The organism is Deinococcus sonorensis KR-87, assembly GCF_040256395.1.
Lineage (GTDB): Bacteria > Deinococcota > Deinococci > Deinococcales > Deinococcaceae > Deinococcus > Deinococcus sonorensis.
This window is the reverse complement of record NZ_CP158299.1, coordinates 2,954,449-2,969,709: the sequence shown is the minus strand read 5'-3', so window position 1 is coordinate 2,969,709 and position 15,261 is coordinate 2,954,449. Positions and strand designations below refer to the sequence as shown.

At 70.4% G+C, this 15,261-nt stretch carries 15 protein-coding genes; 6 read left to right on the top strand and 9 right to left on the bottom strand.

Annotation, left to right across the window (positions count from 1 at the left end; translation table 11 throughout):
• Positions 1-7 precede the first annotated feature (7 nt).
• Complete coding sequence (locus tag ABOD76_RS19880) at positions 8-283, bottom strand: hypothetical protein (protein WP_350243685.1); 276 nt, start codon at positions 281-283, stop codon at positions 8-10.
• A 140-nt stretch (positions 284-423) separates the two neighbouring features.
• Here ABOD76_RS19880 and ABOD76_RS19875 point away from each other — a divergent pair, with 140 nt between their 5' ends.
• From ABOD76_RS19875 to ABOD76_RS19865, 3 genes are all read left to right on the top strand, one after another.
• Positions 424-1,314 (top strand): aldo/keto reductase, encoded by an 891-nt coding sequence (locus ABOD76_RS19875; RefSeq protein WP_350243684.1) that lies wholly within the window; start codon positions 424-426, stop codon positions 1,312-1,314.
• Between the two features lie 124 nt (positions 1,315-1,438).
• On the top strand, positions 1,439-2,437 hold the full coding sequence (locus ABOD76_RS19870) for a type III polyketide synthase (RefSeq protein ID WP_350243683.1): 999 nt from the start codon (positions 1,439-1,441) through the stop codon (positions 2,435-2,437).
• Positions 2,434-2,970: an isoprenylcysteine carboxyl methyltransferase family protein gene (locus tag ABOD76_RS19865; RefSeq protein WP_350243682.1), complete on the top strand. Its 537-nt coding sequence runs from the start codon at positions 2,434-2,436 to the stop codon at positions 2,968-2,970. Before ABOD76_RS19870 ends, ABOD76_RS19865 begins: the two co-directional genes overlap by 4 nt.
• On the opposite strand, the gene ABOD76_RS19860 is transcribed toward ABOD76_RS19865, so the two are convergent.
• Both ABOD76_RS19860 and ABOD76_RS19855 read right to left on the bottom strand, forming a co-directional pair.
• Complete coding sequence (locus ABOD76_RS19860; RefSeq protein WP_350243681.1) at positions 2,967-3,536, bottom strand: hypothetical protein; 570 nt, start codon at positions 3,534-3,536, stop codon at positions 2,967-2,969. The genes ABOD76_RS19865 and ABOD76_RS19860 overlap by 4 nt on opposite strands.
• Positions 3,537-3,614: 78 nt before the next feature.
• Positions 3,615-5,351 (bottom strand): HD domain-containing phosphohydrolase, encoded by a 1,737-nt coding sequence (locus ABOD76_RS19855; RefSeq protein ID WP_350243680.1) that lies wholly within the window; start codon positions 5,349-5,351, stop codon positions 3,615-3,617.
• Positions 5,352-5,562: 211 nt separating this feature from the next.
• On the opposite strand from ABOD76_RS19855, the gene ABOD76_RS19850 reads away from it, so the two are divergent.
• Positions 5,563-7,275 (top strand): long-chain fatty acid--CoA ligase, encoded by a 1,713-nt coding sequence (locus ABOD76_RS19850; RefSeq protein ID WP_350243679.1) that lies wholly within the window; start codon positions 5,563-5,565, stop codon positions 7,273-7,275.
• 56 nt (positions 7,276-7,331) lie between these two features.
• Here the strand turns inward: ABOD76_RS19850 and ABOD76_RS19845 are convergent, their stop codons facing one another.
• Both ABOD76_RS19845 and ABOD76_RS19840 read right to left on the bottom strand, forming a co-directional pair.
• The gene (locus tag ABOD76_RS19845) at positions 7,332-9,710 is read right to left on the bottom strand and encodes a glutamine--tRNA ligase/YqeY domain fusion protein (protein WP_350243678.1); all 2,379 of its coding nucleotides are present in this window, start codon (positions 9,708-9,710) and stop codon (positions 7,332-7,334) included.
• A gap of 59 nt (positions 9,711-9,769) precedes the next feature.
• Positions 9,770-10,387, bottom strand: coding sequence for a hypothetical protein (locus ABOD76_RS19840; protein WP_350243677.1), 618 nt, complete (start codon positions 10,385-10,387; stop codon positions 9,770-9,772).
• Between the two features lie 191 nt (positions 10,388-10,578).
• On the opposite strand from ABOD76_RS19840, the gene ABOD76_RS19835 reads away from it, so the two are divergent.
• Positions 10,579-11,310, top strand: a complete 732-nt coding sequence (locus ABOD76_RS19835) for a GNAT family N-acetyltransferase (protein WP_350243676.1) — start codon at positions 10,579-10,581, stop codon at positions 11,308-11,310.
• 25 nt (positions 11,311-11,335) lie between these two features.
• Here the strand turns inward: ABOD76_RS19835 and ABOD76_RS19830 are convergent, their stop codons facing one another.
• The 4 genes from ABOD76_RS19830 to ABOD76_RS19815 all read right to left on the bottom strand — a co-directional run bounded on the left by ABOD76_RS19830 (position 11,336) and on the right by ABOD76_RS19815 (position 14,346).
• Positions 11,336-11,851 (bottom strand): 2'-5' RNA ligase family protein, encoded by a 516-nt coding sequence (locus tag ABOD76_RS19830; RefSeq protein WP_350243675.1) that lies wholly within the window; start codon positions 11,849-11,851, stop codon positions 11,336-11,338.
• Positions 11,848-12,432 carry a 5-formyltetrahydrofolate cyclo-ligase gene (locus ABOD76_RS19825; protein WP_350243674.1) on the bottom strand — a complete coding sequence of 195 codons (585 nt, stop codon included), beginning with the start codon at positions 12,430-12,432 and terminating at the stop codon, positions 11,848-11,850. Before ABOD76_RS19825 ends, ABOD76_RS19830 begins: the two co-directional genes overlap by 4 nt.
• The gene (locus ABOD76_RS19820) at positions 12,429-13,331 is read right to left on the bottom strand and encodes an acyltransferase (RefSeq protein WP_350243673.1); all 903 of its coding nucleotides are present in this window, start codon (positions 13,329-13,331) and stop codon (positions 12,429-12,431) included. Before ABOD76_RS19820 ends, ABOD76_RS19825 begins: the two co-directional genes overlap by 4 nt.
• Before the next feature lie 67 nt (positions 13,332-13,398).
• Positions 13,399-14,346 (bottom strand): alpha/beta fold hydrolase, encoded by a 948-nt coding sequence (locus tag ABOD76_RS19815; RefSeq protein ID WP_350243672.1) that lies wholly within the window; start codon positions 14,344-14,346, stop codon positions 13,399-13,401.
• A 314-nt stretch (positions 14,347-14,660) separates the two neighbouring features.
• Between ABOD76_RS19815 and ABOD76_RS19810 the strand changes: the two genes are divergently transcribed.
• A complete protein-coding gene (locus ABOD76_RS19810) occupies positions 14,661-15,197 on the top strand; it encodes a M23 family metallopeptidase (RefSeq protein ID WP_350243671.1) in 537 nt (178 codons plus the stop codon).
• The last annotated feature ends 64 nt before the right edge of the window (positions 15,198-15,261 follow it).

Below are 15,261 nucleotides of genomic sequence, written 5' to 3'. Positions count from 1 at the left end.
AGACCCCTCAGCTGTCGTCGGGCCACTGCGGCGTCCAGCGCAGCTCCTCCGCCTCGGCGTGGCTGCGGCGCTCCACCGCGTCCAGCAGGGCGTCGTAGAGCGGCTGCGGCAGCTGCGGCTGCACGGCGGCGTCCATGATGGCGTCCTCGACCGTGGCATACGCCCGGTCCAGCAGCAGCGCCTCACCCGCCTTGGCGCGCAGGCAGACCGTCTGCTGCGGCGTCAGGTAGAGGGTCGCGTGGCTGTCCCGGATCTCGGCCGTTGCGAAGATGCGCCATCCCATAGCTCAAAGATAGGCGCGCCGGTCGTTCCCAACCCTGCTCTTGCCGACGTTGCGTGGCCTTGAGCTGGCCTTGATGTGACGGCCCGCCACAGTTGCGCGAGCCTCTACAGCAGTACAACGTGCCCGACACAGGAGGTCGTATGAGTGAAGTAAATGCAGAACAGAGCGGACAGTTCCGCATCGGCGGTGATCTGAGCGTCAACCGGCTGGGGTTCGGGGCCATGCGCATCACCGGCCAGGGCATCTGGGGCGAACCGGCCGACCGTGACGAGGCCATCCGAGTGCTGAAGCGGCTGCCAGAGCTGGGCGTGGATTTCATTGACACCGCTGACAGCTACGGCCCCTACGTCTCCGAGGACCTGATCGCCGAGGCGCTGGCGCCCTACCAGAGTGTCACGGTGGCCACCAAGGGCGGCCTGACCCGCCACGGTCCGGACGTGTGGCCGCCGCTGGGCCGGCCGGAGTACCTGCGTCAGTGCGTGCTGATGAGCCTGCGCCGCCTCAAGCTGGAGCAGATTCCGCTCTGGCAGCTGCACCGCATCGACAGCAAGGTGCCGCGCGACGAGCAGTTCGGCATCATGAAGCAGATGCAGGACGAGGGTCTGATCCGCCACCTGGGCCTGTCCGAGGTGTCGGTGGAGGAGATCCAGGCGGCCCAGCAGGTGTTCCAGGTCACCACGGTGCAGAACCTCTACAACCTCGTGACCCGCAAGAGCGAGGACGTGCTGGAGTACTGCGAGCAGCAGAACATCGGCTTCATTCCGTGGTTCCCGCTGGCCGCCGGCAGCCTGTCGCGCGAGGGCGGGCTGCTGGATAACCTGGCCAAGCAGCACGGGGCCACGCCCAGCCAGATCGCGCTGGCCTGGGTGCTGCAGCGCAGCCCGGTGATGCTGCCGATTCCCGGCACCAGCCGGGTCAAGCACCTGGAAGAGAATGTAGCGGCGGCGGCCATCCGGCTGTCGGATGAAGACTTCCAGGCGCTCAGTGAGCAGGGGCGTGAGGAAGGCCGCAAGAAGGCCAAGGCTTCCTAAGCGGCCGGAGCGGGAACGGTTACAGTCCCCTGGGCATGGCGCGGAAGAATGCGTCATGCCTGTTTCGTCTTCCCATACGTCGCCTGTGGTGCGTGCCCTGGTCACCGGACACCCCGCCCACTGTGTGCCTCAGACGCAGCTCCGTGACGCCGCTGTTCAGCTGTTTCCGCGGCTTGCGGCTCACCCGAAACTGCTGGAGGTGTTCGAGAATGCCCAGATTCAGCGGCGCTTCCTGGCCCGGCCGCTGGAGTGGTACATGGAACCGCACAGCTTCGCCGACAAGAATGCCGTGTACGTCGAGGAGACGCTGCGGCTGAGCGAGCAGCTGACCCGCACGGCGCTGGCCCAGGCGGGCGCGGCGCCGGAGGACGTGGACGCGGTGGTGTTCGTGAGCAGCACCGGCATCAGCACCCCCAGCCTGGAGAGCATGCTGATGGAGCGGCTGGGCCTCAACCGTCAGGCGGTCCGGCTGCCGCTGTGGGGCCTGGGCTGTGCGGGCGGGGCGCAGGGGCTGGCGCGCGCAGCCGATCTGGTACGGGCCGGCTACCAGAACGTGCTGCTGATTGCGGCGGAGCTTTGCAGCCTGACGCTGGTCAAGAGCGACGAGTCGAGCAGCAACTTCGTGGGTTCCGCGCTGTTCGCCGACGGCGCGGCCGCCCTGGTGGTGGGGCCGGACGACGGGACCGGCGGCCTGGTGCGGCTGTCCGGGCACCGCAGCACCCTGCTCCCGGACAGCGGCGACGTGATGGGCTGGGACGTGATGGACGACGGACTGAAGGTGCGCTTCCGTCAGAGCATTCCAGAGCTGGTGAGCGGCATGATGCGGCAGAACGTGGAGGAGACCCTGGCCGCCAGCGACTGGACCCTGGAGGACCTGCAGCACTACGTGGTGCATCCGGGCGGCGTGAAGGTGCTGGACGCTTACCAGGAGGCCCTGTCGCTGGACCCGCAGGCGCTGGCCGCCTCCCGGCAGGTGCTGCACTGCAACGGCAATATGAGCAGCCCCACCGTGCTGTTCGTGCTGGAGGAACTGCTCAAACATGCCCCGGAGGGCAAGGGACTGCTGAGCGCGATGGGCCCCGGCTTCTGCGCCGAGCACGTCCTGCTGGAGTTTGTCGCGTGAGCCGAGGGGGCGGGGGGGCCCGGGCCGCGCCCTGGCTGGTGGCCGCCCTGGTGGGCCAGCGCCTGCTGGAGCTGCGGGTGGCGAAGCGCAACGAACGCTGGGCCCTCGACCACGGCGCCACCGAGTACGGCCGCGAACATTATCCGCTGTTCTTTGTGCTGCATGCGGGCTGGCTGCTCGGCACGCTGCTGGAGGGCCGCCGGGCCAGGGGGAGCGTCCGGCTCGGCTGGCTGCTGGCGCTGCTGCTGGCCCAGCCGCTGCGCTACTGGGTGATCCGCACGCTGGGCCGGCAGTGGAACACCCGCATCCTGATTGTGCCGGGAGCCCACCGGGTTCAGGGGGGGCCCTTCCGGCTGCTGAACCACCCCAACTACGCGGTGGTGGCGCTGGAAATGGTCAGTGCACCGCTGGCGGTGGGCGCGTGGCGGACGGCCGTGCTGGGCAGCCTCGCCAACGCCCTGCTGCTGCGCCTGATCCGCATTCCGGCAGAGGAGCGGGCCCTCCAGGCGTACCGCCAAGCGTCGGAAGGCTAGAAGGCGCGCGTTTCGGCCCGGCGGCGCTCCAGGATCAGGCCGCGCGGGGTTTCGGCGATGCGCTGCCCGGCCAGGGTGTTCACGCCCAGCTGAAGCAGCCGGTGCCGCCCACCAGCAGTGCTGCGTTCCACCGCGCACACCACCGTTCTCAGCTCGCAGCCGGCCCGCTGTGCCAGCACGCTGAGCTCCATCTCCGGCACCCCGGTGGTCAGGTAGGTCGTGACCAGCAGGCCGAAAGATGGCAGCGGCGCGTCCGGCAGGACCCAGTGATCCGGTGCGCCGCTGGCATGGTGCAGCACCTGGAACGGCAGCTTCAGGTGGGCCGCCAGGGCGCCCGCCAGCGGCTCCCCGCCGGGCAGCACCAGCAGAATCTCGGCCGGGGGAAGCTGAGGGGCGAGCTGTGCGGCCAGTTCGGCCCAGAAGGCGTTGTCCTGACTGTGCAGCCCCTCCAGCCGCTTTTCGTCCAGACCGCCCGCCTGCAGCCAGGCCAGCAGGCGCGAGGTGGGCACAGCGGAAGCGCTCAGGTCGGGCTGCTCGGCCGGGGAGCCGGTCTGGACGGTGGTCATGCGGTCATGCTAGCGGTTTTCTGACGCCAACATGAACCCCCGGCGCGGTGCCCCCAGCGCGAAAATCTTCATGGTGAATCAGTGAACGGTGTGGGCGGCCAGCAGCCCGGTCAGCAGGCCCTCCTCGTGCAGATCGCAGAAGGCCCGCACCACCTCCGGGTCGAAATGCCGGCCCGAGCGCTGGCGCAGGAACTGCAGCGCCTGTCCGGGGGTCCAGGCGGGTTTGTAGGGACGCTCGCTCACCAGCGCGTCGTAGGTGTCCACCACCGCCACGATGCGGCCAGGCAGCGGAATCTGCTCGCCGCTCAGGCCGTGCGGATAGCCGCCGCCGTCCCACTGCTCGTGGTGCGAGAGGGCCACGGTGCTGGCCAGCTGCAGCAGCGGGCTGGCGCTGGCGGCCAGCAGGCGCGCGCCCAGCACGGTGTGTTCGCGCATCACGGCCCACTCGCTGGCGGACAGACTCGCCTCCTTGAGGAGAATCCGGTCCGGAATCGCAATCTTGCCGATGTCGTGCAGGCGCGCGGCCAGGTTCAGCGCCTGGGCGCGCTCGTCGCTCCAGCCGAGCCGCAGCGCCACCTGGGCGCTCGCCTCGCCCACCCAGCGGGCGTGCGGGCCCAGCGGCGCGTCCCGGAACTCGGCGGCCGAGGCCAGCAGTTCGGTCATCTCGATCTGGGTAGCCTCCAGCTGCAGGGTGCGTTCGGCCAGGTGCTGCTCCAGCGTCTGGCCGCGTGCCCGGTGCAGCTCGCTCTCGTGGCGGCTGCGCTCCACGTCCAGGCGCGCGAAGGTGGCCTGGGCGCGCACACTCTGCTGATCGGCCCGCACGGCCCGGTCCAGGGCGTGGTACTGGCGGTGGTGCTGCAGGGCCGACTGAAACTCGCCCAGCTGCTCGTACACCGCCGAGAGCTGCAGGTGCAGTCGGGCCAGCTCGGCCGGGGTGCCCAGCGTCTGCAGGACCTGCTGGGCGTCCAGCAGCGCGTGAAGGGCCTGGGCCGGGTGCTGCCCGGCGGTCAGCACGTCGGCCAGCAGCAGCAGCGCCTCGGTGGCGGCGCGGCGCTCCCCGCGTTCCAGGCAATGGTGCTGGACCGTGCGCGCCAGCTGTTCGGCCGCGTCCAGCTGTCCCAGCTCCAGCTGCAGCCGGGCCTGCTCCAGCTGCACCTCCAGCACCAGCGCCGGGTCATGCAGTTGCCGGCCCAGCTGCAGGGCGTGGCCCAGCACACCGAGCGCCTCCTGCTGCTGCGCCCGGGCCGCCTCACGTCCGCCGAGCGTGCGGCTCAGCAGCAGCTGCGCCCGGCCCAGGCCCAGCAGGGTCTGGGCCAGCCCGCGCAGGTCGCCGCTGGCCCGGCGCAGCTGCAGGTTGGCCCGGTAGCAGCTCAGTGCCTCGGCGTGCGCCTCCAGCTGGGTGTGGTAGGCCGCCAGCTCATCCAGCACGTCAATTTCACCGGCCTGATCCCCGGCCTCGCGGTGGAGCTGCAGCGCCAGGCCCAGGTACTCCAGCGCCTCGCGGTCGTTGGCCAGCCGCCGCTGGGCCACGGCGGCCTCGTGCCAGCAGCGCGCCTGCGCCTGCAGATCTGCCTCGCTGCACAGCGCTACCGCCTCCAGCAGCGTGGAGAGCGCCTCGCGGGCGCGGCCCATCCGCAGCAGCGCGCGGCCCGCCAGGTACAGCGCGCTGCTGAGCAGCGGGTCATCGTTGTGCTGGCGGGCCAGCGCTTCCAGCTGGCGGGCCACGCCCAGACTGCCTGCCGGGCTGTGCGGCAGCTGCGCCTGTCCCTGTGCCAGCACCGAAGCGGGGTCCGGTATGGGCGGCAGGGCGGTCATTCTTCATGATGGCAGGTGGCCTGAACGCTCAGGAACCCCACAGGGGGGACCGGTGGGGGAAGCCAACTGGGGGTGGGGGGACGGTGGACCTGCAGCCGGAGCAACACGGACGCGGGCGCCGGGCACGGCGGCACGGTACACTGACCGCACTCAACTGCATCACCCAACCTGCACGCCCGTTCACGCCACCGCTCATCCGAGGAGGCCCACCATGCCCGACCCCATGCCTGTTTCCGCGCCCGTGCTCCTCAGCACCATGATGGATGTGCCGCTGACCGTACCGTTCATCCTGGAACGCATCCGCACCATCTACAGAGACCGCCCGGTGGTGAGTGTGCTGGCGGCGGGCCGCGACGACGCGGGCCAGCCGATTCCGCAGGTTCACCGCAGCAGCTACGGCGAGGTGGCCGACCGCGCGCTGCAGCTGGCCACTGCGCTGCTGGCGCTGGGCGTGCAGCCGGGCGAGCGGGTGGCCACATTGGCGGTCAACAGCCACCGGCACCTGGAGGCGTACCTGGGGGTGCCCAGCATGGGCGCGGTGCTGCACACCGTTAACATCCGGCTGCATCCGGACCAGATCTGCTGGATTCTGAACGACGCCGAGGACCGGGTGCTGCTGATCGAGAACGTCTTCGCGCCCATGATCCCCACCATCCGCGCCGGCTGCCCCCACCTGCATACGGTGGTGGTGCTGGGTGGCCTGCCGCAGCCGATGGAAGGCGTTCTGGACTATGACCAGTGGATTGCGGCCTACCCGTCCAGCTTCCAGTATCCGGAGCTGGACGAGCGGCAGGCCGCCGCCATGTGTTACACCAGCGGCACCACCGGCAACCCCAAGGGCGTGCTGTACTCGCACCGCTCCACCGTGCTGCACAGCCTGGCCAGCGCGCCCAAGGACGCGCTGAACGTGGGCGAGCGTGACGTGGTGCTGCCGATCGTGCCGATGTTCCACGTGAACGCCTGGGGCCTGCCGTACACCTGCGCCATGACCGGGGCGGCCCAGGTGTTCGCCGGTATGTTCAGTGACGGCCCCACCCTGGCGCGGCTGCTGGAGCAGGAACGCGTGACGATCACGGCGGGCGTGCCGACCATCTGGATGGGCCTGCTGGCCGAGCTGGACCGGGCGCAGCAGGCGGGAACCCCCTACAACCTCTCGGGCCTGGAGCGGCTGGTGGTGGGCGGGAGCGCCGCACCCGAAGCGCTGATCCGGGCCTTCCGCGAGCGGCATGGGCTGCAGCTGGCCCACGCCTGGGGCATGACCGAGACGCATCCGCTGGGGACCGTCAGCACCCTGCCGCCGGGCATGGAACCCGGCACCGACGAGGCCTACCGGCTGCAGGCCAAACAGGGCCGCACCGTGCCGCTAGTGGAGCTGGAGATCATCAGCGACGACGACCACGTGCTGCCGCACGACGGCCACACCATGGGTCGCCTGCTGGCACGTGGTCCGTGGGTGGCCAGCGGCTACTACAAGGGCAGTGGCCGCAACAACTTCTTGCGGCTGAACGGCCAGGACTGGTTCGATACCGGGGACATCGCCACGCTGGACGAGCACGGCTACATGCACATCCAGGACCGCAACAAGGACCTGATCAAATCGGGTGGCGAGTGGATCAGCAGCGTGGACCTGGAGAACGCCCTGATGGCCCACCCGGCCATCGCGCAGGCGGCGGTGATCGCCATCGCAGACCCGCGCTGGGACGAGCGCCCGCTGGCGGTGCTGGTGCTGCGCCCCGGTCACGAAGCGCCGGAGCATCAGGAGCTGCACCGCTTCCTGGCCCCACGCTTCGCCAAGTGGTGGCTCCCCGACGCCTACGAGGTGGTGGAGCGCATCCCGATCGGGGCGACCGGCAAGTTCCTGAAGCGCGAGCTGAGGGAGCAGTTCCGCGGCTACGTGGCCCGCCAGACGGCCTCGCGCGAGTAGGGAAGAACAAAGGGGGTGGGCCAGCTGGCCCACCCCCTTGGCGTGGCTCTTCTCCGCTAGCCCTGCAGTGCGGCCGTCAGCAGCTCCGCCACCCGCTGCGGATTGGCCTGACCGCCGCTGGCGCGCATCACCTGACCGGTGAAGAAGCCCATCAGGCCGGTCTTGCCGGCCCGGTAGGCCGCCACCTTGTCCGGGTTGCTGTCCAGCACGCCCTGAATCAGGCGTTCCAGCTCGGCGGTGTCGCTGACCTGCCGCAGCCCCTTACGGGCCACCACCTCGGCCGGGGCCTCGCCGGTGCCGAGCGCCTCCATCAGCGCCTCCTTGGCGATCCGGGTGCTGATGCTGCCGCTCTGCAGCAGTTCGGCCAGCTGCCCCAGCTGCTCCAGGGTGGGCAGCGCCCTGCCCTCTCGGATGGCCGGCCCCAGGTCGTTCACGGCCCAGCCGGCGACGGTTCCGGCTGACTCGCCGTGCAGCCCCTGCAGGTACTGCACCAGCTGCGGGTCACGGGCGGCCGTCACGGCGTCGCCTTCCCCCACGCCGAGCTGCGTCAGGCGCGCCACCTCGGCGGCCTGCTCCGCGGTCAGGGTGGGCGCGGCGGCCCGCTCGCCCTTGCTCTCGGCCTTCTGACCCTTCTCGGGCCGGCGTGTTGTGGCCCGCTCACCGCCTTCACGCTGCGCCCAGGCGTCGCGCAGCGTGATGATGCGTCCGAATACCAGGGCCTCCGGGCGGCTCAGCACCGGGTCCGGCCAGAAGTAACCCTGCCGCTCGAACTGGTAGCGGGTGCCGGGCGGGTCCGCCTGAATACTCGGCTCCACGTACCCGCGCGTGATTCGCAGACTGTCCGGGTTGAGGTAATGCAGAAAGTCGGTGCTGGCCGGCTCCGGCTGCCCCTCGTGCCCCGGCTCCTCCGGGTCATACTCGGCCTCGGCGGGGCCACCCTCGGGGTTCGGCACCCGGAACAGCCGGTCGTAGAGCCGGAACTCGGCCGGCACGGCCTGTTCGGCGCTGACCCAGTGAATCACGCCGCTGGCCTTCGCGTCCTCCGGCTGCAGGGTGGCGTACACCGCCGTGACCTGCCCGGCGTCATCGGTGTCGAAGCGCTCGGCCTGGATGATGCCCGCCCCGCGCAGCCGGACCCGGCCACCCGGCGTCAGGCGCTTGAACCCGGCGGGCGGCTCCACCTCGAAGTCGGAGCGCTCGATGTATAGCTCACGGGTGAGCGGCACGTCGCGCACCGCCTGCTCTGGCGGCACCCGCTCGCCGGTGGGCAGCGCCACCCGCCCGTCCGGCGAGGCCTCCACCACGTCTCTCGGCCAGTACGGCAGCGACAGGGTGCGCGGCTCCGGCAGGTTCTCGATCACCACCCGCAGCGGCTCCAGCACCGCCATCACCCGGGGGGCGCGGTGGTTCAGGTCGTCGCGAATGGCGTTTTCCAGCACCGCAATGTCCACGGTGCGGTTGGTGCGGTTGACCCCGATCTGATGGGCGAAGGTGCGGATCGCTTCCGGCGTCACGCCCAGCCGGCGCTGGGCCCGCAGGGTGGGCATGCGCGGATCATCCCAGCCGGACACGTGGCCCTCCTGCACCAGCCGCCGCAGCTTGCGCTTGCTCACCACGGTGTATTCCAGGTTGCGCCGCCCGAACTCGTACTGATGCGGGCGCGGCTGGAAGCCCAGGCGCTCCATCAGCCAGTCGTAGATGGCCCGGTTGTCCACGAACTCCAGGCTGCACATGCTGTGCGTCACGCCTTCCATCGCGTCCTGCAGCGGGTGCTGGAAGTCGTACATCGGGTAGATGCACCAGTCGTTGCCCTGCCGATAGTGCTCGGCCCGCAGGATGCGGTACAGCACTGGGTCGCGCAGCTTCATGTTTGGGTTGCTCAGATCGATTTTCGCGCGCAGCACGTGCGCCCCGTCCGGGAACTCGCCGGCCCGCATCCGCCGGAACAGGTCCAGATTTTCCTCCACCGTGCGGTCGCGGTAGCGGCTGGGGGTGCCGGCCTCGGTGGCGCTGCCGCGCAGCCGGGCCATCTCGTCGCCGCTCACGCTGTCCACGTAGGCGTCCCCCTGACGGATCAGCTGCTCCGCGTACTGGTAGTAGCGCTCGAAGTGGTCCGAGGCGAAGTACAGATGCTCGCCCCAGTTCCAGCCGAGCCAGCGCAGGTCGTCCTGGATGGCCTCGGCGTATTCCATGCTCTCGCCTTCCGGGTTGGTGTCGTCCAGGCGCAGGTGATAGCGTCCGCCGAAATCCAGCGCGGTCTGGAAATCCAGGTAGCTGGCGAACACGTGGCCCAGGTGCAGATAGCCGTTCGGCTCCGGCGGAAAGCGGGTCACGATCTGCGGGTACTTGCCGGCCTGCAGGTCGCGCTCGATGACTTCCGTGATGAAATTGGGGGCCACCTTGAAGGCCGGTGGGGTGGAGGGTTCAGCCGTCATTGCGCTCAGTCTAGCGCCCAGGTGCGGGGGCCACAGGTTCCGGGTGCTCTATCGGCCGCTCACCGGCCCGGGTCCGGCTCGCTCTGGCCGGGCCGGTAGGTGAAGTCGCCGGTCAGCTGGAGGGCCAGTGTCTCGAAGGCGCCCTGGCGTGCCGCGCCGGTGGACGCTGTCAGCACTGCCCGAAGCTGGCGGGCCAGCGCCGGGTCACGCTGCCCCAGGTCCGCCAGCCAGTGCTCGGGCTTCACGTCCCACCAGCCGCGCGCGGCATACAGCGGGCGCACCGCCAGCCGCGACAGCGCGTTCATGACCAGCAGCGGGTGGACCGGGTCGTCCACCCGGGCGCGGGCGTCCATCACCATCTCGATCAGCATGAAGCGCTCGAACTCGCTCGGCGGGCGGGCAGTGCGGCCCTGCGCATACCGTTCGCGGGCCGCCTGTTGCAGGGCGTCCAGTTCCGGGTGCGGCTGCACCGGCCGGCCCTGGACATACATGGCGATGGTGGCCGAGTCCTCGGCCGCCAGCAGGGCGCGGATCTGGCGGGCGGGGTTATGGAACACCTCCACCGGCACGCCGTCCACCAGGAAGTTGCTGCGCCAGCGCCGGTCTCCGTGCACCAGCACGTGCAGGTCCAGGTCGCTCCAGGGGTTCGCCTCCCCCGGGCCGCCGAGCCGCACCACAGGACAGCGTAGACGCCGGGTGTGGCTGCGGCGCGCTCCACGGCGGCAGGCAGGGCAGCTTCGAGGCGGGCCTGGGCGGTCTGGGTCATGCCGCACTGTAGGGCAGCGGTGAGGCCCGGCGCGTCGGCTAGTTGACCTGCTCCGGTTCCCAGGCCACGCTCTGCGGTCTCCGGCTGGGGTAGCGTCAGGGCATGATCACCTCCCGCCTCCGCCACGTCACCGACCCGCAGGACCCGGCCATCCAGGCCTTCGGGCAGCTGCAGAACCGCGTCTACTTCGAGCCGGACATGCTGATTCCGGCACAGTACATCGCCCAGATGCTGGCCCAGCCGTCCGGCACCCGCCGCGACGGGCTGGTGGTGGCCGAGAACGACTCCGGGGAACTGCTGGGCGGTACTTTGTTTCATTATCTGCCGGACGCGGACAGCGGCTTCGGCAGCTTCAGCGGCATCCGGCCCGACGCGCGGGGCCAGGGTCTGCTGCGGCGGCTGGATGCCGAACGCTGGCGGGTGTTGGACGAGCTGGCCGGCCACCCGTGTCCGGCCGTGTTCATTGACGTGGCCAACCCGCAGCGCGAGACGCCGAAGCAGCAGGAGCAGGAGCGGCGGGCCGGCTCGGACGCGCTGGAGCGGCGGCGCAAGTTCCACGCGCTGGGCTTCCGCACGGTGGACGTGGTGTATTGGCAGCCGGTGGGCGGCGAGAACGGCGGCCCGGTCAAGGACATGGACCTGCTGGTGAACCTGCGCGAGCCGGCCCCACAGATCGAGACCTCGAAGGTGGTGGCCACCATGCGCGCCTACTGGACGCCCTGGATGGGCCCGGAGCGGGCCGCCCGCTACGCCCGGGAGCTGGAGGAGCGGGCCGGGGGCCGCACCGAACTGCCGCTGCTGGACGCCTGGGAGGGGCCGCAGGGCGCGAGCTGAACGAGGAGTTCGGTTCCCTGATCCTTCAGCCGCCCAGCAGGGGCCAGCGCTCGGCCACCCGGTACGGCTGCCCCGGCCGGTCCTTGACGTACAGCACCGCCGCCTCCACCGTGTAGGTCCGGTCCACGCTCCCGAACTCGGCCCGGGCGGAGGCGAGCGCTTCTGGCCAGCTGACGTTCATGGGTCTGCGGCTCAGCACCATCGTGAGGTGCGGGGTGTAGCCGCCGCGTTCGTGGGAGGTGGCGGGCAGGCCGCTGGCCTCCACCAGCGACCAGTGGAGGTGGTGCAGGCCCTCTCCCTGAGCGTCCAGGTAGATGACCCGCGAGTCAAAGGTGCGCACGCCGTGCAGACGCAGCGCAAAGGCCGGCAGCTGCGGGCAGACGGCCCGGCAGCGGGCCGCCACCTCGGCGCTCATGCCCTGTGGCGGCTTCACCGTGACGTGTGGGGCGGTGATGTCGTGGTGCAGCTGGACCTGCCACGCCCGGATGGCGGCGCTCAGGTCGGCAGGCGGCTCGATCCCGATAAACATGCTGTGGGTCATGGTGAAATCACCTCGTCTGGCAGCCCGATCAGCTGCACCTGTGAGTCGGGTGGACAGTCCAGCCGTTCCAGCAGCATCCGGGGGTGGGCCAGGGTGTACTCCGGCAGCCCCAGGTTCAGGCCCCGCGCCGCCCATCCGAAGCCCTTGCCGAGCCGCCCGCCGGCCCGGTCCACCGCCACGCAGGCCAGCACGACGCCGGTGGCCCCCTCCGGCCTGAGTTTCGGCTCGCCCACTTCCCGGCTGCGCTTCAGGTTCGCGCCACCTGGGTCGCTGACCCGGAAGTACCAGCCGGCCCGGTTCTGGTCCGGCACGTACAGCGCCACGCCCGCCTCCAGCGCCTGTTTGCGCAGAGGATAGAGTGCCCGCTCTGCCCCCACGATCAGGCAACGGTGCCGCTGCACGTCCGGATGGGCCAGCAGTCGGGCCGCCGCCTCCCTGGCGCCCACGAAGTTCGGTTGGTGACCGTGCGGCGGCAGCGGATAGATAGCCGCGCGGGAGCACATCAGGTCGCCCCAGACACGCTCCCGCACCGAACCGGCGGTGAACAGGGAAGACGTGGCCGCTTCCCCGGTCTGCATCATTTCTGGCTGAGCACCTTCTCCAGCGCCGGATCTCCGTCCGGGAGGCGCGTCTGGTTGGGCGTGGGGTCCGGGAACAGCGGATTGGCCTTGCGGCCCGCCTCGTGCGGCCACTCGGCGGCCACCACCCGGTAGCCGTCCTGCGGCGGCCGGATCTTCATGCGCGTCACGCGGGCCGGCAGCCCCATGGCGATGCCGTGCGGCGGGATGTCGCCGCGCAGCAGCGCGTGGGTAGCCAGCATCGCGTCGTCGCTTACCACGCTGCCGGCCAGGATGGTGCTGTGGTAGGTGAGGCGCGCGCCACGGCCGATGATGGTCCTGCGCAGCGTCACGTCCGGGCCGTCCAGCACGCTGTGGGTGTGGCTGTAGATGTTCACGTAGTCCGACACGCTGGCCCCGTCGTGCAGCTCAATGCCGCCAATGTCGTCCAGCAGCACGTTGCGGTGCACCACCACGTCGTCGCCGACCTCCATGTTGTAGCCGACCGAGAATTCCACGTTCTGCCAGCACTTGAAGTCGCGGCCCACGGACTTGAAGATGTGGCCCGCCAGAATCCGGCGCAGCGGAATGCCGAACACCGGGTTCTGGCCCATCGGGGTCAGGTCCATGCTCTTCCACAGCCACAGCAGCGGCTTGACCCGCTCGAAGCGCGCGGTGTCGGTGGCCATGTAGTACTCGGCCTCGAAGGTGATGTTGCGGGCATCCAGGTTGAGGGCCGCCAGCGGCGCATCGGCCTGCAACGCCTCGTAGCTGCGGCCGTACATCGCCTCGGCCAGCAGTTCGCGGGCCAGCCGGTAGCGGTCGGTGGCCGGGTCGGCCAGCCGGGTCTCGAGGTCCTGAAAGAAGGCCGCGTAACTGCTCTGCGCCCCAGCGTCTATGGATACCGGCTTGAGCCAAGTCACGCGCCGAGTGTAGCAACCCGGGCCGAGGGGGAGAGGGGGGCTTGTTTACTTTTTAAAGTGAGGCGGCCTACTCCCCCATGGCCCGGTCCAGCGCCTCCACGAAGCCGTCCTCGTCGTCCAGCCACGGGTAATGGCCTGCCAGCAGCAGCGTCACGTCGGCCTGCGTCAGGTCCTCGACCCACTGCACCTGCTCCGGGTAGCTGGTGCGGTCGGCGGTGCCGGCGATCACCCACACCGGGCGCTTCTGCTCCATCAGGAAGGGCGTGTACTCGAAGCTCCACAGCCCCTGATTCACCAGCGCCTGCTGCACCTCGCCGCCGCCCAGCAGCTGGCTCTCGGCGTCGGCGTACTCCAGCCGCATCCGGCTGGTGGCGTCCTGGAACTGCAGCGCGTTCAGCAGATCGCGGGCGTTCACCAGTCCGAAGGCCGCCTCCAGCCGCGCCTCCCCGAAGGCCGGGTACTCGCCCTCGGGGGTGTTGGCCCGCACCTCGTCGGCCGGATCGGTGAGCTCCACCCCGCGCATGTGGCTGGCCTCGGCCAGCAGAGTCAGCGCCAGGTCTGGGAAGTGGACCCAGGGGTTCACCACGATGACGCGTGCGGTGCGGCCCGGAAAGCGGCGGCCGTACTCCAGCGCCACCAGCGCCCCGAATCCGTGGCCCAGCGGAGTCAGGCGCTCCAGGCCCAGGTGGTCGCGCAGCGCCTCCAGGTCGTCCACCAGCGTGTCGATGTCCAGCGTCTCATCACCGCGCTCGGTCTCGGACAGTGGCCCGCTGCGCCCGCTGCCGCGCATGTCCAGGTAGATGACCCGGTAGTGCTCCAGCCGGTCCCCGATCAGCGTGCGGAACGACACGCTGTTGTAGCCGGGGCCGCCGTGCAGGTACACCAGCACCGGGGCATCCTCCGGGCCGGTCAGCTCGAAGTACAGGTCGGCGCCGTTCAGACGCTCCAGCTGGCTGTCGTCCGCCAGAAAGGGGGCCTCCGGGTCAAAGTCGGTGGGCAGGTCGGCGTCGGTCATGCTGGCATTGTAGGGCCCGCTCCGCCGGGGCTTCCCTGACGTGGGTTGAACCCGGTGGCCGTGCTGCTGAGGGGAAGCGCCCCGCTGAGGCCTCGGACGCTGGGACTGCCCGCTGACGGGCGGAGCCTGAAGGCCGGTCGGCATGGGCCAGTGGCAGGACCCGGCGCGCCGGCTTCACCTGAACGAACGTCGAGGCGCCCTCTGCACGGGGGCAGTTCACTGGTGCCACGCTGCGCCAGGACCGCGCGACGCTGTTCGGTCAGCGCTGAACCACCTCTGGCGCGTCTCTCATGCCGACCGGCTCTACTGGAACCATGCGGCGGGTGTGGTCTGTGCTGGTTATGGTGGCGGTGCTGGCCGTGATCGGCTGGGTGGTCTGGCCGTGGCTGCAGCAGGCGCTGCGGTACAGCCGCCTGCTCTCGGCCCCGCCGCCGGCCGTGTCCAGCCTGCCACTGCCGTTGCCGGGCGTGCGCTTCGCCGACACCTGGGGTGGCGCCCGCAGCGAGGGCCGCACCCATGAGGGCGTGGATATTTTTGCGCCGCGCGGCACGCCGATCCTGTCCACCACCGAGGGCGTGGTGAGCCGGGTGGGAGAGAACCGGTTGGGCGGGCGCACCGTCACCGTGACCGGGCCGGGCGGGTATCACCACTACTACGCGCATCTGGAGCGCTACCCGGCGCTGAAGGCGGGCGACTGGGTAGCGGCGGGCACGGTGGTGGGCTATGTGGGCGACAGCGGCAACGCGCGCGGCACGCCCACCCACCTGCACTACGGGGTCTATACGCCCGGCTGGACGGCGGTGAACCCCTACCCCCTGCTCAGGAAACCGTGGCGCGCCCCCGCCGGTTGAAGCCGTCGCGCGACCAGCGGCTTCACCTGTGCCCGAGTAATGTGATCCGGGCTCAGGCGGCGGC